At 64.8% G+C, this 21,791-nt stretch carries 19 protein-coding genes; 7 read left to right on the top strand and 12 right to left on the bottom strand.

Translation table 11 applies throughout. The features are described from left to right. Nucleotides 1-26: 26 nt before the first annotated feature. Nucleotides 27-1,400 carry a nucleotide 5'-monophosphate nucleosidase PpnN gene (ppnN, locus tag EXN22_RS16750; RefSeq protein ID WP_130265119.1) on the bottom strand — a complete coding sequence of 458 codons (1,374 nt, stop codon included), beginning with the start codon at nt 1,398-1,400 and terminating at the stop codon, nt 27-29. Between the two features lie 86 nt (nt 1,401-1,486). After that, a complete protein-coding gene (locus EXN22_RS16745) occupies nt 1,487-2,581 on the bottom strand; it encodes a DmpA family aminopeptidase (protein WP_130265118.1) in 1,095 nt (364 codons plus the stop codon). Between the two features lie 165 nt (nt 2,582-2,746). Here EXN22_RS16745 and EXN22_RS16740 point away from each other — a divergent pair, with 165 nt between their 5' ends. Together EXN22_RS16740 and EXN22_RS16735 are read left to right on the top strand one after the other, a co-directional pair. Further along, complete coding sequence (locus EXN22_RS16740; protein ID WP_130265117.1) at nt 2,747-3,538, top strand: helix-turn-helix transcriptional regulator; 792 nt, start codon at nt 2,747-2,749, stop codon at nt 3,536-3,538. A gap of 3 nt (nt 3,539-3,541) precedes the next feature. After that, entirely contained in the window at nt 3,542-4,165 is a 624-nt protein-coding gene (locus EXN22_RS16735) for a glutathione S-transferase family protein (protein WP_130265116.1), read from the top strand. An 82-nt stretch (nt 4,166-4,247) separates the two neighbouring features. On the opposite strand, the gene ampC is transcribed toward EXN22_RS16735, so the two are convergent. After that, complete coding sequence (gene ampC, locus EXN22_RS16730) at nt 4,248-5,402, bottom strand: class C beta-lactamase (RefSeq protein WP_130265115.1); 1,155 nt, start codon at nt 5,400-5,402, stop codon at nt 4,248-4,250. A 131-nt stretch (nt 5,403-5,533) separates the two neighbouring features. Between ampC and EXN22_RS16725 the strand changes: the two genes are divergently transcribed. Continuing rightward, complete coding sequence (locus EXN22_RS16725; protein ID WP_130265114.1) at nt 5,534-6,409, top strand: LysR family transcriptional regulator; 876 nt, start codon at nt 5,534-5,536, stop codon at nt 6,407-6,409. Here EXN22_RS16725 and EXN22_RS16720 read toward each other — a convergent pair. From EXN22_RS16720 to EXN22_RS16685, 8 genes are all read right to left on the bottom strand, one after another. Continuing rightward, the gene (locus EXN22_RS16720; protein WP_130265113.1) at nt 6,375-7,448 is read right to left on the bottom strand and encodes an NAD(P)/FAD-dependent oxidoreductase; all 1,074 of its coding nucleotides are present in this window, start codon (nt 7,446-7,448) and stop codon (nt 6,375-6,377) included. The genes EXN22_RS16725 and EXN22_RS16720 overlap by 35 nt on opposite strands. After that, a complete protein-coding gene (locus EXN22_RS16715; RefSeq protein ID WP_233281644.1) occupies nt 7,445-7,858 on the bottom strand; it encodes a hypothetical protein in 414 nt (137 codons plus the stop codon). The genes EXN22_RS16720 and EXN22_RS16715 overlap by 4 nt, the downstream gene beginning before the upstream one ends. Before the next feature lie 63 nt (nt 7,859-7,921). Next, on the bottom strand, nt 7,922-9,292 hold the full coding sequence (locus tag EXN22_RS16710) for a hypothetical protein (RefSeq protein WP_130265111.1): 1,371 nt from the start codon (nt 9,290-9,292) through the stop codon (nt 7,922-7,924). Nucleotides 9,293-9,330: 38 nt separating this feature from the next. Beyond that, nucleotides 9,331-11,991 carry a DUF4132 domain-containing protein gene (locus tag EXN22_RS16705; RefSeq protein ID WP_130265110.1) on the bottom strand — a complete coding sequence of 887 codons (2,661 nt, stop codon included), beginning with the start codon at nt 11,989-11,991 and terminating at the stop codon, nt 9,331-9,333. Between the two features lie 2 nt (nt 11,992-11,993). Next, nucleotides 11,994-12,392, bottom strand: a complete 399-nt coding sequence (locus EXN22_RS16700; protein ID WP_130265109.1) for a hypothetical protein — start codon at nt 12,390-12,392, stop codon at nt 11,994-11,996. Nucleotides 12,393-12,473: 81 nt separating this feature from the next. Continuing rightward, nucleotides 12,474-13,391, bottom strand: coding sequence for a bestrophin family protein (locus tag EXN22_RS16695; protein ID WP_130265108.1), 918 nt, complete (start codon nt 13,389-13,391; stop codon nt 12,474-12,476). 98 nt (nt 13,392-13,489) lie between these two features. After that, on the bottom strand, nt 13,490-14,212 hold the full coding sequence (locus EXN22_RS16690; RefSeq protein WP_130265107.1) for a DUF899 domain-containing protein: 723 nt from the start codon (nt 14,210-14,212) through the stop codon (nt 13,490-13,492). A gap of 183 nt (nt 14,213-14,395) precedes the next feature. Then, nucleotides 14,396-15,052 carry an HAD family hydrolase gene (locus EXN22_RS16685; protein ID WP_130265106.1) on the bottom strand — a complete coding sequence of 219 codons (657 nt, stop codon included), beginning with the start codon at nt 15,050-15,052 and terminating at the stop codon, nt 14,396-14,398. A 77-nt stretch (nt 15,053-15,129) separates the two neighbouring features. Here EXN22_RS16685 and lexA point away from each other — a divergent pair, with 77 nt between their 5' ends. Genes lexA through EXN22_RS16665 form a run of 4 tightly spaced genes read left to right on the top strand, consistent with a single transcriptional unit; the run spans nt 15,130 to nt 20,866 of the window. Then, nucleotides 15,130-15,747, top strand: coding sequence for a transcriptional repressor LexA (lexA, locus tag EXN22_RS16680; RefSeq protein ID WP_177414027.1), 618 nt, complete (start codon nt 15,130-15,132; stop codon nt 15,745-15,747). Beyond that, nucleotides 15,747-16,364, top strand: coding sequence for a translesion DNA synthesis-associated protein ImuA (imuA, locus tag EXN22_RS16675; RefSeq protein WP_130265104.1), 618 nt, complete (start codon nt 15,747-15,749; stop codon nt 16,362-16,364). The genes lexA and imuA overlap by 1 nt, the downstream gene beginning before the upstream one ends. Before the next feature lie 6 nt (nt 16,365-16,370). Continuing rightward, entirely contained in the window at nt 16,371-17,786 is a 1,416-nt protein-coding gene (locus EXN22_RS16670; RefSeq protein ID WP_130265103.1) for a Y-family DNA polymerase, read from the top strand. Beyond that, nucleotides 17,762-20,866 (top strand): error-prone DNA polymerase, encoded by a 3,105-nt coding sequence (locus EXN22_RS16665; RefSeq protein ID WP_218567651.1) that lies wholly within the window; start codon nt 17,762-17,764, stop codon nt 20,864-20,866. Before EXN22_RS16670 ends, EXN22_RS16665 begins: the two co-directional genes overlap by 25 nt. 78 nt (nt 20,867-20,944) lie before the next feature. Here the strand turns inward: EXN22_RS16665 and EXN22_RS16660 are convergent, their stop codons facing one another. Further along, complete coding sequence (locus tag EXN22_RS16660; protein WP_407691976.1) at nt 20,945-21,712, bottom strand: aldo/keto reductase; 768 nt, start codon at nt 21,710-21,712, stop codon at nt 20,945-20,947. Between the last annotated feature and the right edge of the window lie 79 nt (nt 21,713-21,791).

Here is a 21,791-nt window from a genome sequence, read left to right as displayed (position 1 = left end):
CCCGCAAGCGGGGACGTGCGGTTGAGTCAGCTCACGACGCGGTAGCAGGGCACATACTCGGCGCCGCCTGGCAGCTTCATGCGGTGCTGGTCGACGAAGGCCTGGAGCAGGTGGCCCAGCGGTTCGAGCACGGCGCTGTCACCCTTGATTTCGTATGGGCCTTTCTCTTCGATCAGGCGAATACCCTTGTCCTTGACGTTGCCGGCGACAATCCCGGAGAACGCCCGACGCAGGTTGGCGGCCAGTTCGTGGGCCGGCAGCGCGCGGCTGAGCTTGAGCCCGGCCATGTTCTCGTGGGTCGGGTCGAAGGGGCGCTGGAAGCCTTCTTCGATCTTCAGCAGCCAGTTGAAGTGGAAGGCGTCGTTGCGTTCGCGGCGGAACTGCTTGACCTGCTTGAGCCCCTCGACCATCTGCCGGGCCACTTCGGCCGGGTCGTCGATGATGATCTGGTAGTGCTCTTGCGCCTCGTCGCCGAGGGTGGCGCGCACGAACGCATGCAGTTGCTGCAGATACGGCGCGGCGCTCTTGGGCCCGGTGAGGATGACCGGGAACGGCAGGCCGCGGTTGTCCGGGTGCATGAGGATGCCGAGCAGGTAGAGGAACTCTTCGGCGGTACCGGCGCCACCAGGGAAGATGATGATGCCATGGCCGACGCGGACGAAGGCTTCCAGGCGTTTTTCGATATCCGGCAGGATCACCAGCTCGTTGACGATCGGGTTTGGTGCCTCGGCGGCGATGATGCCGGGCTCGGTCAGGCCCAGGTAACGGCTGCCGCTCATGCGTTGCTTGGCGTGGGCGATGGTTGCGCCTTTCATCGGGCCCTTCATCACGCCCGGGCCGCAGCCGGTGCAGACGTCCAGCTTGCGCAGGCCCAGCTCGTGGCCGACCTTCTTGGTGTACTGGTATTCCTCGGTGCTGATCGAGTGACCGCCCCAGCACACGACCATCTTCGGCTCGACGCCCGGGCGCAGGGTGCGGGCGTTGCGCAGCAGATGGAAGACGTAGTCGGTAATGCCCTGGGAGCTTTCCAGGTCGATGCGCTGGCTGGCCAGTTCGCTTTCGGTGTAGACGATGTCGCGCAAGGCGCTGAAGAGCATTTCGCGGGTACTGGCGATCATTTCGCCATCAACGAAGGCATCCGCCGGCGCATTCAGCAGTTCCAGGCGCACGCCGCGGTCCTGCTGGTGAATGCGCACCTCGAAGTCCTTGTAGGCTTCGAGGATGGTCTTGGCGTTGTCGACGTGCGCGCCGGTGTTGAGGATTGCCAGCGCGCACTGGCGGAACAGGGTGTACAGGCTGCCGGAACCGGCTTCACTCAGTTGCTGTACTTCTCGTTGAGACAGTGTTTCCAGGCTGCCTTTTGGGCTGACAGATGCATTGATAACTTCACGTTGGGGCATTCTGGGTTTCCTGTGAGCGGGTAAACGTCCATCTTCAGAACACCACCATACCGGCAAATTGTCGCAGCAACGAGTGCCTTTCGTTGTCAGGCCCTCCAGCCGACCGCCCGCAGGGCTTCACCCAAGCGCTCGGGCGTGAGCGCCAGGACCTTGCTGCCATGGGCCTCAAGGTCGCTGGCGGCCAGCAGGGCATTGACGATGGCTTCTTCCACCGCGTCGGCCGCAGCGCTGAACAGCGCCGAGATATGGTCGTTATTGACCATCTGAACCGTGCTGGTCGGCGCCCCGGGGTGGCCGAAGTTGGCCGCAGGCAGTTCGTTGCCGGTGGAGAAGGCGATGAAGATGTCGCCACTGGAGTCTTCGGTGCCGCCGCCGACCCGCGCCAGGCCGACGCTGGCCCGTTGCGCCAGGCGCGTGCACTGGTGGGGCAGCAGTGGTGCGTCGGTGGCCAGGGTGATGACGATCGAACCCATGCCCGGCTCGCCAACATTGCGCGCAGCGCTGAACGGCGAATGCACCTCGCCCAGCACCTGGCCGACCGGGTAGCCGGCCACGCGCAGGGCGCCGCGCACGCCATAGTTGGCCTGTACCAGCACGCCGACGGTCCAGCCACCGGCCTCGCTGTGCAGTACCCGCGAGGAGGTACCGATTCCGCCCTTGAACTCATGGCAGATCATCCCGGTGCCGCCACCGACGCAGCCTTCGGCGACCGGTCCCGACTGCGCGGCGGCAAGCGCTGCATGGACATGCTCGGCAGTGATGTGCTGGCCCCAGATGTCGTTGAGCACACCGTCGTAGGTTTCCAGCACTGTGGGCATGCACCAGTAGGTACGGGCCTTGCCCAGCTCGCGCTCGGCCGCCACCAGTGCATCGCGGACCACACCGACGCTGTGGGTATTGGTGTAGGCAATGGGCGTGGTCAGCAGGCCCGCCTCGCGAATCCACTCAAGCCCGGTGGCATCGCCGTTGCCATTGAGCACGTGCACGCCGGCAAAGCAGGGCTGCAGGCTGGCAGCCTGGGCTCGCGGCTCGATCACCGTGACGCCGGTATTGACCGCGTTGTCACCGCTGCCGCGCTGTACGGTGTGATGGCCGACGCGCACACCCGGTACATCGGTAATGGCGTTGAACGCCCCAGGGGTGCCGGTGCCGATACGAATGCCCAGATCACGTACACGCATTGATTCACAACTCCTGCTGAAGGTTTCGAAAGGCCGCAATAGCCATTGCTCGTACAGCATGACAAGTGCTCGAGCAACCGCAATACTGCGTGCCGGTGAACAGAGTCTAGAAACTCGGCCTGCCGCTGGCGATTCCCCCCAATCGTTACCCCCTAGGAGTTACCGGTGAACCTGCTATTTGAAGCCGCCGCCCATCACCATGCCCTGGCCCGGGCCATCGAGCAGTTGGGCAAACCGGGGTTCTGGCATCAACTGATCGTGCTGCTTGAGCAACTGGTGCCCTGCGATACGGCCCTGGCTTTGCTGGTTGAGCGCGACGGCGCGCCGACGGTACTGGAGGAGTTCGACCGCGGTTTTCGCGATGCGCCTGCAGCCGCGCCGATGTACCTCGGTGGCCTGTACCTGCTCGACCCGTTTATCCAGGCCATGCGCGATGGCCTGGCCGATGGCGTGTACCGCATGGAAGAGGTGGCGCCGGACGAGTTTCGCAAGAGCGACTACTTCAACAACTACTTTCGTGCCCTGGTCGGCGAGGATGAGCTGCAGCTGATCCTCAACCTTGAGGCCGGCAAGGTGTTGGCCATCTCCCTGGGCGCCAACCAGCGTTACCAGAGTGCGACCATCGGCCAGTTGAGCGTGCTCGCCCCCTGGCTGCTGGCGTTGATGCGCCAGCACTGGCACCAGCAGCATCCACAGCAGGCCACAGAACATTCGACACCGGTTGAGCGTGCTCTGGAGCATTTTGGCAGCGACACCTTGTCGGCCCGCGAGCTGGAAACCGCCCGCCTGGTGTTGCGCGGCAACTCCAGCAAGGCCATCGCCAAGCGCCTGGACATTTCCCAGGAGACGGTCAAGGTGCACCGGCGCAACCTGTACAGCAAGCTTGGGGTATCGTCCCAATCGGAGCTGTTCAACCTGTTTTTGCAACACCTGGGACAACACGACCAACAGGAGTGAGTGATGCTGCGGATACTGGGCAAGGCTTCATCGATCAACGTGCGCAAGGTGCTGTGGACCTGTGCTGAACTGCAACTGCCGTTCGAACGCGAGGACTGGGGCTCGGGTTTTCGCTCGACTGCGGATGAGGCGTTTCTGGCGCTGAATCCCAACGCCATGGTGCCGGTGATTGAAGACGGCGATTTTGTGTTGTGGGAGTCCAATAGCATCATCCGTTACCTGGCCGCGCAGTACGGTGGCCAGCACCTGTACCCGGCCGAACCCAAGGTGCGGGCACGGGTCGATCAATGGATGGACTGGCAGGCCACCGACCTCAATGGCGCGTGGAGCTACGCCTTTGTCTCGCTGGTGCGCAAGGCGCCGACCCACCAGGACCCCGAGGCGCTGGCGGCGGGGTGCCGCAACTGGGCGAAGAACATGACCATCCTTGAGCGGCAACTGGAGCGTACCGGGGCCTATGTCAGCGGCGCGGATTTCTCCCTGGCCGACATTCCCATCGGCCTGTCGGTCAACCGCTGGCTGCAGACCCCGCTTGAGCGCCCGGCATTGCCGGCGGTCGAGGCTTATTATGATCGCCTGAGCGAGCGCGAAGGCTATCGATTGCATGGGCGCAATGGTTTGCCTTGAGGTCAATTGGCCTCAATCGCGGGGCAAGCCCGCTCCCACAGGGGTGGTGGAAACCCAGTGGGAGCGGGCTTGCCCCGCGATCTTATTGTTCCAGAACCGTCAGGATCTGATGCGCCACCTTCACCCGCTCGGCAATCGGGTAGTTCTTGTTCGCCAACAAGACAATGGCAATGCGTTTCGACGGCACGAACGCTACATAGGCACCAAAGCCTTCAGTCGAGCCGGTCTTGTTCAGCAACGTGTTGGCCGGCAGCGGCTGCGCCGGTTTCAGCCAGGTCACCGGTTGCGGCTCCAGCACCATCGATGGGGCGTTGCCGGCCTGTAGCTGTTCCAGGCTGACCGGGTAGGCATACTGCTCCCAACCCAGGCCCTGAGTCATTCCGCCCACCTGGTAGTAGCCGGTCTGGGTGGTGGCGATGGCCCGTTGCAAGGGCTTGCTCAGGCTTTGCGGCTGCATGTTCAGGTCCAGGTAGTGCAACAGGTCCACGGCCGTCACTTTCAAGCCGTAGGCTTCGGCATCCAGCGGCCCGGGGCCGACGCGTACCGGTTGGTCCTGCTTGTTGTAACCCTGGGCGTAATTGCCCATCTGCGTGGCAGGCACCTGCAGGTAGCTGTGCTGCAGGCCCAGTTGCGCCAGCAGCTGTTTTTCCATCAGTTGGGCAAAGGGTTGATCCAGGCTTTTTGCCGCCAGGTAGCCGAACAGGCCCAGGCTGGGGTTGGAGTACAGCCGGTGGGTGCCTGGCGCGTAGTCGGCTTTCCAGTGCGTGTAGTAGCCGGGCAGGTCGGCTTCGCCCTTGATCTCGTCGGGGAACTGCAAGGGCAGGCCGCCGGCGCTGTAGGTGCCAAGGTTGAGCAGGGTGATGCCATCGAACGCCGTGCCCTTGAGCGCCGGCCAGTGCTTGCTGGCGGCATCGCCCAGGCTCAGCTTGCCACTGGCCTGGGCAAAGCCTGCAAGAGTCGCGGTGAAGGTCTTGCTCACCGAGCCGATCTCGAACAGGGTGTCGGCATTCACGGCCTGGCCGCTGCGTTTCGACGCAATCCCGTAGTTAAAGTAGTGCTGTTGGCCATCGACGCTGATGGCCACGGCCATGCCGGGGATCGCCTGTTGTTGCATCAGCGGGCGGATGGCGGCGCTCACCGTGGATTCCAGCGGCGCCTGGGCGAAGCTGTAGCCGGAGGCCAGGCTAAGGGCGAAGGCGGCCAGAATCCCTGGCTTGAGGTTGGTTTTTTGGTGCATGATCGGCAACCTTTCCATAAGTGGACTGTTGTGGGCCTGGCTGCAGCAGGGAGCGCCAATCTAGGCGTTTTGCCCAGGCACGACAAACGATGATATTTCGCAGCAGCCATTAGAAAAATTTGGGAGTCTGCATGATTCGACCGCACCTGCCCCTGAACGCCCTGCGCGCCTTCGAGGCCTCGGCCCGGCACCTGAGCTTTACCCGCGCCGCCATCGAGCTGTGCGTGACCCAGGCGGCGGTCAGCCATCAGGTCAAAAGCCTCGAGGCCCAGCTCAAGGTCACCCTGTTCAAGCGCCTGCCGCGCGGGCTGATGCTCACCAGCGAAGGCGAGACTTTGCTGCCGGTGCTGCGCGAGTGCTTCGACCGCATCGCCCAGACCCTCGATTGCTTCGACGGTGGCCATTACCGCGAGGTGCTGACTGTAGGTGCGGTGGGCACCTTTGCCGTTGGCTGGCTGCTACCGCGCCTGCCCGAGTTCCAGGCCCTGCACCCGTTTATCGACCTGCGCCTGTCGACCAACAACAACCGTGTCGATATCGCTGCCGAAGGCCTGGATTACGCTATTCGCTTTGGCAGCGGTGCCTGGCATGGCATCGATGCGCAGGCGCTGCTGGAGGCGCCGCTGTCGGTGTTGTGCGTGCCCGCGATTGCCGAGCAGTTGCACAGCCCTAACGACCTGCTGCAACAAACCCTGCTGCGCTCCTATCGCAGTGACGAGTGGGCCGAGTGGTTTCAGGCCGCCGGGTTGTCTGGCGCCGTCCAGCCCTCGCGGAGCATGGTCTTCGATTCGTCGCTGGGGATGATGGAAGCGGCCCTGCAAGGCGCCGGTGTCGCCCTGGCGCCGCCGTTGATGTTCGAACGATTGCTGGCTAGTGATGCCATTCGCCAGCCGTTTGACCTGAGTATCAGCACCGGCAGCTACTGGCTGACACGCCTGCAATCGAAGGCCCAAAGCCCGGCGATGAATGCTTTCAGCAATTGGTTGCTGGAGGCGTCTGGCCGCTGAACCGCGTCGGTCGGCAGCCTTGAAGCTCTGTTGCAAGCTTGCCTTCGATGAGCTCTTGCGCTACCAGCCGGCCGATCACTGCCGCGAGGGTGACGCCCGAATGCATCACCGCCAGGTACAACCCGCTGACAGACGGCAAGGTACCGATGATGGGGATGCGATCATCCGGCATGGGCCGCAGGCCAACCTCGGTGCTGAGCAGCTCAAGGCCCTGGCCGCCGTGCAAACGCTTGCGAATGGTATTCAGCGCCCGCAGGGCAATGGCCTCGGGGCCATCTTCGCCGTCGGCGTCGAGGTAGTCTTCGGCGGCCAGGATCAGCTCAGGTGTCGGTTGGCGGATTTCCAGTTCGTCGCTGGCGATCAGGGTATGCACCAGCTGGCCTTGTGCTCGCAGGCGGAGCAGGATCGATGGTGACGGGTGTAGCGGCAAGGTAACACCCAGGGGCTGCAGCAAGGCCTTGCACTCGGTGCCTGCCGCCACTACCAGACACTCGCAGGTGATCCGTCCGCCAGCGGTGACAAGCGTTTCGACGGCGCCGTCACGGCATTCAATCGCCTGCACCGGCGTGTCAGTCAGCAGGCGGGCGCCGTTGGCCTGGGCGCGCTCGAGCAGCAAACGGGTCATCGCTACCGGGTCGATTGATCCTTCCTGCGGAGCAAACAGCGCCTGCTGCATTGGCGCTTTGAAATGCGGCTCAAGCTGTTGTACGCGAGCGGGGCCGATCAGCTCGACGCCATCAGTGGGCGAGGGCGTTTCGCTGAACGACAGCGCGCCGGTCCAGTTGATCAGCGCCGTACCCAGCTCGTGTTGTAGCCGGTGATACTCGGCAATCGCAAGGCCCCGCAGCCCAGCAAATTCAGGGGGCTGTGGCGCCGTTGTGTTGAGCCAGCCAAAAGCCCGGGAGGTGACGCCCAGGCCTGGCTGGCCCTTGTCGATGATTGTCACCTGGGCATGCGTGCTCAGGTGGTAGGCAATCGAAGCGCCGACGATGCCCGCGCCGATCACCACCACGTTTGGGCGCTGATTACCTGCTGTCATTGGCGCTTCTGCGGCCAGCTGGCGGTTGGGAAGTAAGTTTCCATACCCGGCTCCTTGTGCTCGATGCCGTCGCGCTGCCAGTAGCAGGTCAGGCGCGCGTAGTTGTCCAGGTCCCCGTGGATCAGGCAGGTCGAGTGGTGCCCGGGCCAGGTGAAACGCAGTACTTTGGCCTTGGCAATGGCCGCGACCTCGACTTTGCCGATGGCAGTGTGGGTCTTGCCGTCGATGGTCTTTGCCAATACCAACTGGCCATCCAGATAACGCAGGGTGGCTCGGCCGGAATAAGTGGCGCCGTTATCCGGTTCTTTGCCGATCAGCGCGTAAGGTCCGACCACAAAGCCGTATAGCGGGTCCGGATAGTCCTCGTCATCGGCGATGCTGGCGCTGGCGACTAGCGCCAGGGCGAGCATGAACCACCTCATAGCGGTGTCAGCTGTTGGACAATCATGGGCAATCCTTTGACTGATGGCGTGTTATTGGGTCGGGACCAGATTGCTGGCAATCAGTGTCGGGCAACTGAATGTGGGCCTGGGCGCCGAAGGGTCCAAGGGGATCAGCACCGAACCATTGATTAATAATGAGTGTGGGGTGGTCGAACGATTACTGGTACACGCAGGCTCGGGCCAACCCATGGTCCAGTGATTACCCAGCGCCAGCGCATTGGGATGGTGATGAACATTCAGGGCGCCGAGCGACAAGGTTAGATGGGGTGCAACGGACGTTGTTGCAGCCGGGGGCATTCCCGCCCATCCACCATGGTGACTGGCAACCAGCGATACCAGCTGGGGGGGAGGTGATGGCCAGTGGAGATTGGCGTACTCAACGTCGCCCGGAAGGAGGGTCGCCCGTTGGGCGCCGGCATTGGGCATCACGAACCACGCCAGACCCTGGTTGTTGCGATCGTGCGGGTCTCTGGTCGGGTCGGTACGAGTGATGACGCCGGCCGCGAAGGGGACGCTCCGCAGCCTGTTTGGCCAGACCAACCGTTGGCGCAGTTGGGCAATGAAACGCAAATGTGTCGGGCCCAAGCCTTTGCCCCTGCGTCTTGCAGGTGGTCGTGGAATAATCCAGGGACGATCAAGTGCATGCGGATCGAACCTGATATTGGCGGCCCGGGTACCGTAGTTGTAGTTCATGTTGCTCACAGCATAGGCCCAATGATCGAAGTCCCAGTGAGACAGCACCACGGGAGCAGCAGAGCCACTATGGCAGACACAGCCAGGGGCAACCAGCAGTTGCGGTCGTTGCGGCGGGCGTGTGCGAGCATTGGCACTGGTCGGCCAGCCAAGGTCAAAAAACAGGCAGGGGTAGCCCAAATCGTTGACAAGCGCATTGGCGTTACCCTGGCCAACGTCGTAGGCCACTACCCATCGTGATTGACCCGCTTGCATTGCGGCGGCTTCGAGTACCTCCAGGATCTGTGTCCCGCGTACCGATAGGCCAGTCAGGAAAGCCAGTTGCTGTAGCTGTGGTGCTGCACTGCGGATATCGGTCAGGGTAAAGTGCGGGAGCGTTTCCTGGTCCTGGCCTCCAAGGCTGAGAAACCTGGCGCTGATTGCGCCTTCGTCTGCAACAGGATTGTGATCCTGCAGGTTGAAGCAGATCCACACCTTTGGCACATCAACATTTGGCTGTAGATGCAATGTCACGCGGCTCATCAGGTCTTTCAGGCTGACAGTCAGCAGCATCGTCTGTTCAAGGTGCTCGTCGTTGGGCTGGGTCCTTGCCCATTTTTGAGTGCTCAGTGCAGAAGCGGCTTGGGCAGTGATGCAATCGAGGATAACCATGGCATCAGGTCCATCGAACACAATATCTTCGATCATCGCGTAATGGGTGTACGTCATTCGCATTCCTTCCCTGGTCATCCGGGCTGAGCTGCCGGTTACTTCAACACCAACTGCCGAGTAATGGTCGGGTCACTGATCTTGTCGTCATCGATCAGCAGCAATGCCTTGGAGAGGATGATCGACAATAGCGCGTCGCCCTCGAACGGCAGGTATTGCGGCGTGGTCTGCTGGCGCGCCTTGGCGTCGGGGACGATGCACAGGTATTGATCGTTGGGCAGCATGAGGATGTTGCCCGAGCCCAGGTGGATCTTGTAGCTGCGCAGCTTGCCGGTAACCTCCAGGAAGCGCCCGTGCAGGGCCCATTTGTCCTTGAGGCGGGTCATGCGTGGCAGCAGTTTTTCCAGCAGTTGCTTGCGCGTTTGCGCGGTGGCGCCCAACTCGCCAAACGAGTGCTTGTGCCAGTAATCGCGGTAACGCCCATCCGGACCGCCATCGGCCCATTGCGGGTCGTTGGCCAGCGAGGCGACACCGACGAACAGGTCGACATCGCGCATCACTTCACTGAGCACCAGCGCCGGCACCTGGTCCAGGGGCAGGGGCGTGGCATCTTCGCCGTCACGCCAGTGTTCGGGGGCATAACCGCCGCCGCCGGCATGGGAGTAACGCTGTGCGGCATCGATGGCGTAGAAGCGCACCTGGTCGGTGCTCAGGCGCAGGAAGGCCCCGGCTTCGTTGGTATCGACGCCATAGTCATCGCCCACGCCTTCGATCCAGAACTCGGCGCGCAGGCCCCAGGCCGGCAGATCGCGGGTGGCCGGCGGGTAGCTGTCATCGACCATCAGCCGCAGTTTGTTGCGCCAGCCGCGGGCGGCGGCCAGGGCGTGGAACTGATGCTGGCGCAGAATGTGCGCGGCGAAGCGGTTGGAGTAGATGGCGGTGTTGCGCTCGGCCTCGGTCAGCAGGTAGACCTCCCGGTGGGCCTGCTTGAACGGCTGGGTAATCTGCAGCGCCTCGATACGTTCGCGCCAGGCCAGGACCTCTTCCAGGGTACGGCCGATCGGGTGCCAGAGGCGTACCTCGGCCTCGCTGGACGGTGTCACGGTTTTGCCGTCGAGGGTTTGCAGGCGGTCTTCGCTGAACACCACGGCGTGCTGCTGGCCGCCTTCTTTGATCAGCCAGATCAGCCGCCGCGCCAGGGTGCCGATCAGCGGGTGATCAAGGTAGCGCTCCTGCCATTGGCCAAACGGCCAATGTTTTTCCAGCAGGAACAGGCTGTCCAGGCGCTCGGCCTGGGCCGGCAACATGGCGCCGATGTCCTTGACCGCGCCTTGCAGCTCCTTGAGTTCGTCCTTGTGTTCGGCCTTGACCTTGGCCGGCACCGATTTTTGCGGCGTGCCGTCGGCGCGGAACCAGTTCAGGGTAGCGCTCTTGCCATCGACTTTGAGCTCGGCGACAAAGGCGCCGTCAACAAAGCTTTCCCGACGCAGGCCGACCTGCTCCAGGCCATAGCTTGGCACGCCGAGCTCTTCGATCTGGTCGCGGGGCAATTGCAGGGCCTGGGCGGCGCTGGTGAAGGCTTTTTCGATTTCCTTCTGTGCGGTCCCGAACTTGACCCGCACCTTGAGCAGGGCCAGTTGCCCGACTGCTTCATGGCTGGGGATCGACGACAGGGCGAACACCGCCGCGTTGCCGACCTTGGGCGCACGCGGGCCGATGCCGCGGACCTTGCGGTAGGCGCTCAGGGCCAGGCGGGCGATGGCCCGGGTCAGTTCGCTGTCGGCCAGCGCGGCGCTGATCCAGAGCAGGCCGCGCAGCACCGTGGCGTTGCCATCGTGCATGCGTGCGCGGTCATCGCTGCTTTCCCAGCCGACATTGAGCAGTGCGCCGCAACGCCCGGCATCGACCCGTGCAAACCAGCGCAGCAGGGCCGCCCGCAGTGGCGTCTCGCCGACCTTGAGCAGCAGCGCCTGGGCGTTCTTCAACCATTTCGCCGATGGCCGCGCCGAGGTCGCCGCGGCGGCCTGACGCAGCAACGCCAACCAGTCTTCGCGTGCCTCGGGGCTCAGTTGTTCGAGGTCTTGCAGGGCCAGTTGGGTCCAGTGCTCGCACGGCGCCAGTACCTGCCAGGCGCCGCTGCCCAGCAACGGGTCGAGCTTGGCCAGCAGTTGATCGCCGAAGTTGCCGTAGTGGCCCAGATCTGAACACTGGCTGCGCAGCAGGATCAGCAGCTCACGCAGGTCGTCGGGTACTTTCGGGAAGTTTTGTGCGATGACCCAGTCCGTCACGGTCAAGGTCGGCAGGGTGCCGTAATAGGCGAAGCGGTAGCTGGTGAACCACTGCAGCACCGGTTCGGCCAACGGGCCGACCTGGGCGCCGTTTTCCATCAGCCAGGACATCAGCGCTGGCAGCACGCCATAGTCGAAGACGTGGGAAAAGGCATGGCCGGCACTGGCTGTGCTCAGCTCACCGTTGTAGGCCACCACCCGTTCGATCAACGCCAGTACCAGCCGGGTGCGAAACGCAGGGTCCGCATCCAGGGCCATGACCGCCGGCAGTTTGCTCAAGGCGAAGATCATGGCATCGGGTCGACCATGAATCTTCTGCAGCAGCGGCAGCAGCTCGCTGATCAACCCATGCTCGTGGCGCAACTCGGAGCCTGCCAGCAGCGGGTAGCCATCGGGACCGATGTGTTCGACCGGGCCCAGTTCGGTTTGCGGGCGGTCGTGACGAAACGCCTGAAGTTGTTCCAGTGCCATGTTCAGCCTCCTATCAGCGGGGTCAGTTTGATGAAATTGACCACGCTGTCGTGGCGGATGGTCAGGACTTCGTCGAGGCTTTCGGCCTGACGCTCGTCGAGAAGGATGAAAAAGCCATTGCGCACGAAGGCGTCGCAGGCGACCTCGACCTGTTTGCGCCAGTCGATGGTCGGGCGTTCGCTGGGGCGCTCGCCATTGAGCGCAGCTTCCAGCGGCTCGGGGCTGACCAGGCGCTGGCGTCGGCTGTGGGGGGCGGTATCGCTGCTGCGCTGCAGGACTTCCTGATGGACCCGCTCGCGGATCAACTGGCGCACAGTGATGGTGTCGGTGGCAAAGTGCAGGGCGAAATCGTCGAAGACTTCGCCCGAGACCGACTCGTCGCGAACGGTGAGCGTTGCCATGGGAACTCCTTTTCTGGCAAGAGGCAAAACGGATGGGCGCAAGGGTATCAGGCCGGCCGGGGAATTTCGATGTACAGGGTTTTACAACAACACACCCTTGACCGGTTGCAAGGGCGCCGGCGCCGCTTCGCCTTCCAGCTCGCGCACGGCGATTTCCAGGTTGCGGCACATGGCATCCAGGGCCAGGTCGTTGGGCTGGGTGTCGAACGGGTCGGCAATCTGGTCACCCAGGGCATCCAGGCCGAAGAAGGTATAGGCCAGCACGCACACGGCAAACGGCGTGAACCAGCCAATGCTGTCGACCAGGCAGAACGGCAGCAAAAAGCAGTAGACGTGGACGATGCGGTGCAGCATGAGGATGTAGGGGTAGGGGATGGGCGTGTTCTTGATCCGCTCGCAGCCACCGAGCACATAGGACAGGCGGTTGAGCTGCTGATCGAAATTGGCCTGGATCACCTCGCCAGCGCCGGCTTCGCGGGCCTGGGCCATGAAGCGTTGGCCGAGCAGACCGAGCAGGCGGCTGGCCGGCGCATCGCTGCTGGCCAGGGCCGTGCGCGTCGGGGTGTCGAGCAGGCGCTGGCGGTCGGCGCTGGCGGGGGTGCCGCGCAACTGGTCACGCAGCACGTAGGCGAAGCCGATCAGCGGGTCGAGCAGGGCGCGGCGCTGGTTGGCGTCGAGGCTGGGCAGCAGGCTCAGGGTCTGGCGGGTCAGGTTGCGGCTGACGATCAGCAACTCGCCCCACAGCGTGCGCGCCTCCCAGAAGCGCTGGTAGGCCACGGTGTTGCGAAAGCCGAGGAAGATCGCCAGGGTCAGGCCCCAGAGGGTAAAGGGTGTGGCAGTGAGGATCACCTTGTACTCGAACAGCGTGCCGTGGGTGGCCACTACCGCCGAACTGATCAGCACGGTGTACAGCACCTTGCGCCAGATCGCCGGGATGATCGAGCCCTTGAGCGAAAACAGCAGGACGCGGATGGAGGGTTTTTGCGGCTGGATGATCATGCAAGGCGAACCTGTACAGTAGCGCGGGGCTTTGTGCGCGCTACTGTAGGGCAAAGTCTGGCCAGGATACAGTCCGGCAAGGCCCGGTCGTGACTGTACTAGTCGTGGCAGCAGTGCGCAGGTGCCTGGCTGGCGCCTTCATAGCGATCATGGTGGCGCACCCAGTCCATGGTGCCGTCTTCGTTGCGGCCTTTGGGCATCAGGTCGAGGAAGTTGTAGGTGCCGACCAGGATGTCGAGGCCGCGGGCGTAGCTGGAGTAGGTATGGAACAGCGTGCCGGCAGCGTCGCGGTAAAACACGCTGAGGCCTGGCAGCTCGGTTTCATCGCCCGCATACGGCTCATAGTTGTATTGATCGCTGCCTTTGCCGCCAACGCCGAAGTCCTGGTTGAAACTGCTGGCATGGGATGAGACCCAGGGAAACTGCCAGCCCATGCGGTGCCTGAAGGCCTGGAACTGGGCGTAGGGCGCGCGGGAGACGGCTACCAGCGATACATCGTGATGGGCCAGGTGCAGGTTGGCGCCGTCGAAATGATCGGCCAGGAACGAGCAGCCGGGGCAGCCTTCTTCCCAGCCTTCGCCGAACATGAAGTGATAGACCAGCAACTGGCTGCGCCCGGCGAACAGCTCGGCCAGGCTCAGGTGCCCGTTGGCGCCTTCGAAGCGGTAGTCCTGCTCGACGCGCACCCAGGGCAGGGCGCGGCGGGCCTTGCTCAGTTCATCGCGCTGGTGGGTCAGGGCCTTTTCATGCAGCCACAACTGGCGGCGGGCGCTGAGCCATTCGCTGCGCGTGACCACCTGGGGGTTTTGATAGTTGTCCATGGATTACGCTCCGCTGGGGGATGTACTCATGGTCGATTGCCGGGGTGGGGATTCGACAGGTATGAGGGCAGGGGCGATGAATGGTGGTGAATTCATCGCCGGCAAGGCCGGCTCCCACAATGGATCTGCATACACTGGAACCTGTGGGCGCTGGCCTTGCCAGCGATGGGGGCGATGCGGTCCTCAGGCAGACATCCGCTTGATCAACGCCCACAAGCGCTCATCCTCGAAATCCTTCACCACCAGCTGCGCACCTGCGGCCAGCAGTGATTCAGGCCGCTGGCTGGTGGACAGCCCGACGGTAAAGATCCCCGCGCCACTGGCCGCCTTGACCCCCGGCACCGAGTCCTCGAACGCCAGCGAGTGCGCCGCCCGCGCCTGCAGGCGCTCAAGGCCGGTGAGGTAGGGCAGCGGGTCGGGCTTGGCCCGGGCCAGTTCCTCGGCCACCAGCACATGTTCGAAACGCAGGTTCAGGCCCATGGCGCCAAGCATGTGCACGGCATTGGCCCGTGGCGCATTGGTGACCACGGCAACGCCGATGCGCAGGCGCTCGGCATGCTCGAGCAGCTTCAGCAAGCCGGCGGTGGGCTGCAAGGTCGGCGACAGGGCACGAAAGCGTGCCTCTTTGCGGTCGGCAAAGGCCTGGTGCTCGTTCAGCGGCCGGTCGGGGAACAGGTAACGGCACAGGTCGGCATTGGCCCGGCCGCTGATGTGGGCGTCGAACTGCGCTTGGGTGAGTACCCGGCCTTCTTCGAGCAACAGTTGTTGCATGGCCAGCAGGTGGAGTTTGTCGGTGTCGGTGAGGGTACCGTCGAGGTCGAACAACAGGGCATCAAGCATGGTCGGTATCCGCTGCGGTGGCCGCACATGATAACCGGATCGGCGGGGCTGGTCAGACCTACAGGAAAAGAGTACAAATGTACTCCATGAATACACTATCGCCCAAACGCCGCGCTATCCTCGACTTCATTCGTCAGCGCATTGCCGATCAGGCCCAGCCGCCGAGCCTGGCCGACATCGCCACGGCCTTCGGTTTTGCCTCGCGCAGTGTTGCGCGCAAGCATATCCAGGCGCTGACCGAAGCCGGCTTCATCGAGGTGACCCCCAACCAGGCCCGTGGCATTCGCCTGGCCGGTGCCCTGCGCCGCCCCGAGGTCCTGGAAATCCCGGTGCTCGGCCAGGTGGCCGCCGGCCGGCCGATCGGCCCGGACGTGGATATCCACGAGCAGTTGATGCTCGACGCGCACCTGTTCAGCCGCTCCCCCGACTACCTGCTCAAGGTCCGTGGCGACTCGATGATCGACGACGGCATCCTCGACGGTGACCTGGTCGGCATCAAGCAGCAGGCCGACGCCCGTGACGGGCAGATCATCGTCGCGCGCCTGGACGGCGAGGTGACCATCAAGCGCTTCGAGCGGGCCGGCGGGCATTACCGCCTGCTGCCGCGCAACCCGGCGTATGCCCCCATCGAGGTAGGCCCGGAGCACGACTTCGTCATCGAAGGGGTGTTCTGTGGCCTGGTGAGGCGCGGCTGATGGGCGCGGTGGTCAGCCTCGACGGCCTGCTCGACCAGCAACGGCTCTGGAAGGGCCGGCCGCAGGCCTTGCCCCAGGGCTTGCAGCCCACAGGCCATGCTGCCCTGGATGCGGCGCTGCCCGGTGGCGGCTGGCCGCCCGGGGCGCTGACCGAGTTGCTGCTGGCGGCCGAGGGCTGTGGCGAGCTGCAACTGCTGTGGCCGAGCCTGGCGCGGCTGACCCAGGCTGGTGAGCGGGTGGTGCTGATTGCCCCGCCATTGATTCCCTACCCACCGGCCTGGCAGGCGGCCGGGGTCGACCTGCGCTGGCTGACGGTGGTCCAGGCCACTGCCGGCGAGGTGCTGTGGGCTGCCGAGCAGTGCTTGCGCTCGGGCAGTTGTGGCGCGGTGCTGTGCTGGCCGCATAAAGCCGATGACCGTGCCTTGCGCCGCTTGCAGGTGGCTGCCGAAAGCGGCCAGACCCTGGCCTTCGCCTGTCGCGCGCAACAGGCCGCGCTCAACCCGTCACCGGCAGCGCTGCGCATTGCCGTCGATGCCCAGCCGGCGCAATGGCGGGTGCTCAAGTGCCGTGGTGGCCTGGCCCCGGCTGTGGCCATTGCCTGCCCCGGGCGAGGCTGATGGATCATGCTCTGGGCCTGTATCCTGCTGCCGCAACTGGCACTCGACGCGGTGCTGCGCAGTCGCGATGACCCCGACACGCCGCTGGTGCTGCTCAGCGGCCCGGCCCAACGTCGGGTGCTGCAGGCGGTCAACCCGCCAGCGGCCGCCTTGGGCTTGCGCGCCGGGCAGTCGTTGACCACCGCCCAGGCCCTGGCCGGCAGTTTTACCTGTGTCGAGCACGACCCGGCCGCCATTGAGCAGTTGCAGCAGTTCCTGGCCGCCTGGGCTTACCGCTTCAGCTCCCAGGTCAGCCTGCATTACCCGCGGGTGCTGTTGCTCGAGGTCGAATCCAGCCTTGGCCTGTTCGGGCCCTGGCCGGCTTTCGAGGCGCGGCTGCGCGCCGAGCTGAGGGCGCTGGGTTTTCGTCACCGTATTGTCCTGGCCAGCAACCCGGTGGCGGCGCGCATGCTTGCCAATGCCCACGATGGCCTGGCCCTCGACTGCCCGCAGCAAACCCGAGCGGCGCTGGAACAGATGCCCATCGAGCGCGTCGGCCTGCCTGCCGAGGCCGCCAGCGCCTTTGCCCGCATGGGCCTGCGCCAGCTCGGCCAGGTCCTGGCCTTGCCACGTGAGGCCCTGGCCCGGCGTTTTGCCGCGCCGGTGCAACTGCACCTGGACCGCCTGCTCGGGCGCCGGCCCATGGCCCTGGCGTTCTACCTGCCGCCGGACCGCTTCGATGCGCGCCTGGAACTGAACTTCGATGTCGAGTCCCATCAGGCCTTGCTGTTCCCCCTGCGCCGGCTGATCAACGACCTTGCCGCCTTCCTCGCCGGGCGCGACAGTGGCGTGCAGCGTTTTATCCTGCACCTGGAGCATGCCCAGGGGCCCGACACCTGTGTGCCGGTCGGCCTGCTGGCCGCCGAGCGCGACCCGTCGATGCTCTTCGAACTGGCCCGTGGCCGTCTTGAGCAACTGCAGATTGGCGCACCGGTGCGCAACCTGCGCCTGCTGGCCGAAGACCTGCCGGCCTTCGTGCCGCAACGCAATGAGCTGTTCGAGGCGCGAGCGCAGCAGAACCAGCCCTGGGAGCAACTGCGCGAACGCCTGCGCGCGCGCCTTGGCGACGAGGCGGTGGGCGGCCTTGCGGCCCAGGCCGATCACCGCCCCGAATGCGCCTGGCAGCGCGGCGAGGGGCCGCGCCAGGCACCGCTGTTGACGAGTGCGCCGCGCCCGGGCTGGCTGCTGGCCGAGCCCCAGGCCTTGCCCGGCATCGGCGTGCAACTGCTGACCGGCGCCGAGCGTATCGAGTCTGGCTGGTGGGACGGCGGCGATGTGCGCCGCGACTACTATCGGGTGCGCACCGCCAGCGGCCTGCAGGGCTGGGCCTACCGCACCCTCGGTGAAGAGGGCCCACTGTGGCTGCAAGGCTGGTTCGCATGAGCGCGCCGGGTTACGCCGAACTGCATTGCCTGTCCAATTTCAGTTTTCAGCGCGGCGCTTCCAGTGCCCAGGAGCTGTTCCAGCGGGCCCGCCAGCAGGGTTATCAGGCCCTGGCGATCACTGACGAGTGCACTTTGGCCGGCATCGTCCGTGCCTGGCAGGCGGCCAGGGCTGTGCAATTGGCGCTGATCGTCGGCAGCGAAATCCGCCTGCACGATGGCCCCAAGCTGGTGCTGCTGGCGGAGAATCTCACGGGCTATCAGCACCTGTGCAAGCTCATCACCCTGGGCCGGCGGCGGGCGAAGAAGGGCGAATACCAGTTGCTGCGCGAAGACTTCGCCAGGCCCCTGGAAGGCCTGTTGGCATTGTGGGTGCCGGACGGCGGCGAAGACGACCAGGCCAGCGGCCACTGGTTGCGCGGGGTGTTTGCCGAGCGCTTGTGGCTGGCGGTGGAGTTGCACCGCGGCCCGGACGACCCGCAGCGCCTGCAGCAGTTGCTGGCCCTGGCTGAGCATCTGGGCATCGCCGCCGTGGCCAGTGGCGATGTGCACATGCATGCCCGTGGTCGCCGCGCCCTGCAGGACAGCATGACCGCCATCCGTCATCACTGCAGCGTTGCCGAGGCCGGCCAGCGCCTGTTCGCCAACGGCGAGCGGCACCTGCGCCCGCTGGCGCAACTGGCCGAACTGTATCCGCCGGCATTGCTCGAAGAAAGCCTGCGCATTGCCGCGCGTTGTCAGTTCGACCTTGGCCAGTTGCGCTATCAGTACCCCCGCGAGCTGGTGCCTGAGGGCCAGAGCGCCAGCACCTGGCTGCGTCACCTGTGCGAGCAGGGCCAGCGCTGGCGCTGGCCCGAAGGCATCGGTGACAAGGCTCGCCAGTCCCTTGAGCATGAGCTGGAACTGATTGCCGAGCTCAATTACCAAAGCTACTTCCTCACCGTCCATGACATCGTCAACTTCGCCCGGGGCCAGGGCATCCTCTGCCAGGGGCGTGGCTCGGCGGCCAACTCGGTGGTGTGTTTCGTGCTCGGCATCACCGAACTCGACCCGATGAAAAGCCACCTGCTGTTCGAGCGCTTTTTGTCCCGCGAGCGCGACGAGCCGCCGGACATCGACGTCGACTTCGAACACGAGCGCCGCGAAGAGGTGCTGCAGTACGTGTTTCGCCGCTATGGCCGCCATCGCGCGGCGCTCACGGCAGTGGCCAGCACCTACCACGCCGCTGGCGCGGTACGCGATATCGCCCGGGTGCTGGGTTTGCCGGTGCAGCAGATCAACGCCCTGGCCGACTGTTGCGGGCGCTGGAGCGACCGCCTGCCGCCGCCCGAGCACCTGCGCGAAGCCGGTTTCGACCCCCACAGCCCGTTGCTGCGCCGGGTGCTGGCCTTGACCGGCGAGCTGATCGGTTTTCCCCGCCACCTGTCCCAGCACCCGGGTGGTTTCGTGATTTCCGAGCAGCCGCTGGACAGCCTGGTACCGGTGGAAAACGCCGCCATGGAAGACCGCACGGTGATCCAGTGGGACAAGGACGACCTCGACCTGGTCGGCCTGCTCAAGGTCGACATCCTTGCCCTGGGCATGCTCAGCGCCTTGCGCCGCTGTTTTGACCTGCTGTACCGCCACCGTGGCCGTGAGCTGACCCTGGCCAGCATCCCGGCCGACTGCGCGGCGACCTACGCAATGATCGGCCGCGCCGATACTGTCGGGGTGTTCCAGATCGAGTCGCGGGCGCAGATGGCCATGCTGCCGCGGCTCAAGCCGCAGAACTTCTACGACCTGGTGATCGAGGTGGCCATCGTTCGCCCCGGGCCGATCCAGGGCGACATGGTTCACCCATACCTGCGCAGGCGCCAGGGGCTTGAGCCGGTGAGCTATCCGTCCGAGGCGCTGAAAAAGGTCTTCGAGCGCACCCTCGGCGTGCCGTTGTTCCAGGAACAGGTGATGGAACTGGCCATGGTCGCTGGCGGTTATTCGGCGGGGGAGGCCGACCAGTTGCGCCGGGCCATGGCCGCCTGGAAGCGCCACGGCGGCCTTGAACCGCACCGCGAGCGGCTGACCCGGGGCATGCTCGACAACGGCTACAGCGCAGAGTTTGCCGAACGTATCTTCGAGCAGATCAAGGGCTTTGGCAGTTATGGTTTCCCCGAATCCCACGCCGCCAGCTTCGCCTTGCTGACCTACGCCAGTTGCTGGCTCAAGTGCCATGAGCCGGCGATCTTTGCCTGTGCGCTGATCAACAGCTGGCCCATGGGTTTCTACAGCCCCGACCAGATCCTTCAGGACGCCCGTCGGCATCGCATCGAAATCCGCCCGGTGGATGTCTGCCACAGCGACTGGGACTGCAGCCTGGAGCCGGGGGCTGGGCAGGCCCTGGCCATTCGCCTGGGGCTGCGTCAGGTGCGTGGTTTTCGCCAGCAGGATGCCCAGCGTATCGAACAGGCCCGGGCCGAGCGCGGTTGGCGTGATGTCGGTGACCTGTGTGAGCGGGCGCACCTGGATGCCCGCGCCCGTGAGCTGCTGGCCGATGCCGGGGCCTTGCGCGGCCTTGCCAGCGACCGCTATCGGGCGCGCTGGAGCGTGGCGGCGGTACAGGCGCAACTGCCGTTGTTCGCCGGTATCGAGGCGCCGCCGGAAGCGCCGGTGGACTTGCCGCAGCCGTCATTGAGCGAAGACATGTTCGCCGACTATGCAAGTGTCGGCACCACCCTCGGCCCGCATCCGCTGACCTTGCTGCGCCGCCGCCTCACTGCCCTGGGTTGCCGTAGCTCGCAGGCGCTGGAGCAGGCCGGGCATGGCGACCGGGTCAGCGTGGCGGGGCTGGTGACCGGGCGTCAGCGCCCGGGGACGGCCAGCGGGGTGACCTTCGTGACCCTTGAAGACGAGTTCGGCAACGTCAATGTGGTGGTCTGGCGCGACCTGGCCGAGCGCCAGCGCCGGGTGCTGGTGGGCTCGCAGCTGATGCGGGTGAGCGGGCGGCTGGAGTGCGAGAGCGGGGTGCGGCACCTGATTGCCCAGCGCCTGGAGGACTTGAGTTCGCTGTTGCAGGGGCTGGATGTGCGGAGTCGGGATTTCCACTGATAAACATCGCGTGTAGGAGCGGGCTTGCCCCGCGAAGAGGCCAATCGCGGGGCAAGCCCGCTCCTACAGGTTGAAAGGTCAAACCATCGACAAATGCTGCTTGCGCGTCGGCGGCGCAAAAGCCCGATCAATCGCCCGCAAGTCTTCACTGCTGAGCACCAGGTTGGCCGCTGCCGCATTCAGGCGGACATGCTCAAGGTCCACCGCCTTGGGAATGGCGATCACACTCTCTTGGCGAATCACCCAGGCCAGGCTTACCTGCGCCGGTGTCGCGCCATGGCGCTCGGCAATCTCGGTCAGGACCGGGTGCTTGAGCAAGCGTCCGGCCTGGGCCAGCGGGCAGTAGGCCATGGTTGGTAGCTGGCGCTGCTGGCTCCAGGGCAACAGGTCGAATTCGATGCCGCGCTGGGACGGGTTGTACAACACCTGGTTGACCGCGCACTCGGCGCTCACCTGATACAGCTCGCGCAGGTCATCGACATCGAAGTTGGACACTCCCCAGCGGCCGATCTTGCCCTCGCTACGCAAGCGCTCGAAGGCTTCGACGGTTTCGCCCAGCGGGTATTGGCCGCGCCAATGCAGCAGGTACAGGTCGATATGGTCGGTGCCCAGGCGCTTGAGACTGCGCTCGCAGGCGGCGGGAATGCCCTTGAAGCTGGCGTTGTGCGGGTACACCTTGCTGACCAGGAACACCTGATCGCGACGCCCGGCGATGGCTTTGCCGACGACCTTTTCCGCGCCGCCGTCGGCATACATTTCGGCGCTATCGATCAGGCTCATGCCCAGCTCGATACCGTGCTGCAAGGCAGTGACTTCGGCGCGCTGGCGGTCCGGGTCTTCACCCATGTACCAGGTGCCCTGGCCGATCCTGGAAAGCCTGTGGGATGTTGTTTGCAATCGTGCGAGGAGGTCCTTTGTGTCAGTC

Origin of the sequence: Pseudomonas tructae, assembly GCF_004214895.1 — a bacterium.
Classification (GTDB): Bacteria; Pseudomonadota; Gammaproteobacteria; order Pseudomonadales; family Pseudomonadaceae; genus Aquipseudomonas; species Aquipseudomonas tructae.
The sequence above is the reverse complement of the archived record's forward strand: the minus strand, read 5'-3'. Positions and strand labels throughout refer to the sequence as shown.

Bases quoted from the DNA above. Each gene is read 5' to 3' on its own strand.
- ppnN (WP_130265119.1), bottom strand. From the start codon at position 1,400: ATGCCCCAACGTGAAGTTATCAATGCATCTGTCAGCCCAAAAGGCAGC.
- EXN22_RS16745 (WP_130265118.1), bottom strand. From the start codon at position 2,581: ATGCGTGTACGTGATCTGGGCATTCGTATCGGCACCGGCACCCCTGGG.
- EXN22_RS16735 (WP_130265116.1), top strand. From the start codon at position 3,542: ATGCTGCGGATACTGGGCAAGGCTTCATCGATCAACGTGCGCAAGGTG.
- ampC (WP_130265115.1), bottom strand. From the start codon at position 5,402: ATGCACCAAAAAACCAACCTCAAGCCAGGGATTCTGGCCGCCTTCGCC.
- EXN22_RS16725 (WP_130265114.1), top strand. From the start codon at position 5,534: ATGATTCGACCGCACCTGCCCCTGAACGCCCTGCGCGCCTTCGAGGCC.
- EXN22_RS16720 (WP_130265113.1), bottom strand. From the start codon at position 7,448: ATGACAGCAGGTAATCAGCGCCCAAACGTGGTGGTGATCGGCGCGGGC.
- EXN22_RS16715 (WP_233281644.1), bottom strand. From the start codon at position 7,858: ATGCTCGCCCTGGCGCTAGTCGCCAGCGCCAGCATCGCCGATGACGAG.
- EXN22_RS16710 (WP_130265111.1), bottom strand. From the start codon at position 9,292: ATGACGTACACCCATTACGCGATGATCGAAGATATTGTGTTCGATGGA.
- EXN22_RS16705 (WP_130265110.1), bottom strand. From the start codon at position 11,991: ATGGCACTGGAACAACTTCAGGCGTTTCGTCACGACCGCCCGCAAACC.
- EXN22_RS16700 (WP_130265109.1), bottom strand. From the start codon at position 12,392: ATGGCAACGCTCACCGTTCGCGACGAGTCGGTCTCGGGCGAAGTCTTC.
- EXN22_RS16695 (WP_130265108.1), bottom strand. From the start codon at position 13,391: ATGATCATCCAGCCGCAAAAACCCTCCATCCGCGTCCTGCTGTTTTCG.
- EXN22_RS16690 (WP_130265107.1), bottom strand. From the start codon at position 14,212: ATGGACAACTATCAAAACCCCCAGGTGGTCACGCGCAGCGAATGGCTC.
- EXN22_RS16685 (WP_130265106.1), bottom strand. From the start codon at position 15,052: ATGCTTGATGCCCTGTTGTTCGACCTCGACGGTACCCTCACCGACACC.
- lexA (WP_177414027.1), top strand. From the start codon at position 15,130: ATGTACTCCATGAATACACTATCGCCCAAACGCCGCGCTATCCTCGAC.
- imuA (WP_130265104.1), top strand. From the start codon at position 15,747: ATGGGCGCGGTGGTCAGCCTCGACGGCCTGCTCGACCAGCAACGGCTC.
- EXN22_RS16670 (WP_130265103.1), top strand. From the start codon at position 16,371: ATGCTCTGGGCCTGTATCCTGCTGCCGCAACTGGCACTCGACGCGGTG.
- EXN22_RS16660 (WP_407691976.1), bottom strand. From the start codon at position 21,712: ATGGGTGAAGACCCGGACCGCCAGCGCGCCGAAGTCACTGCCTTGCAG.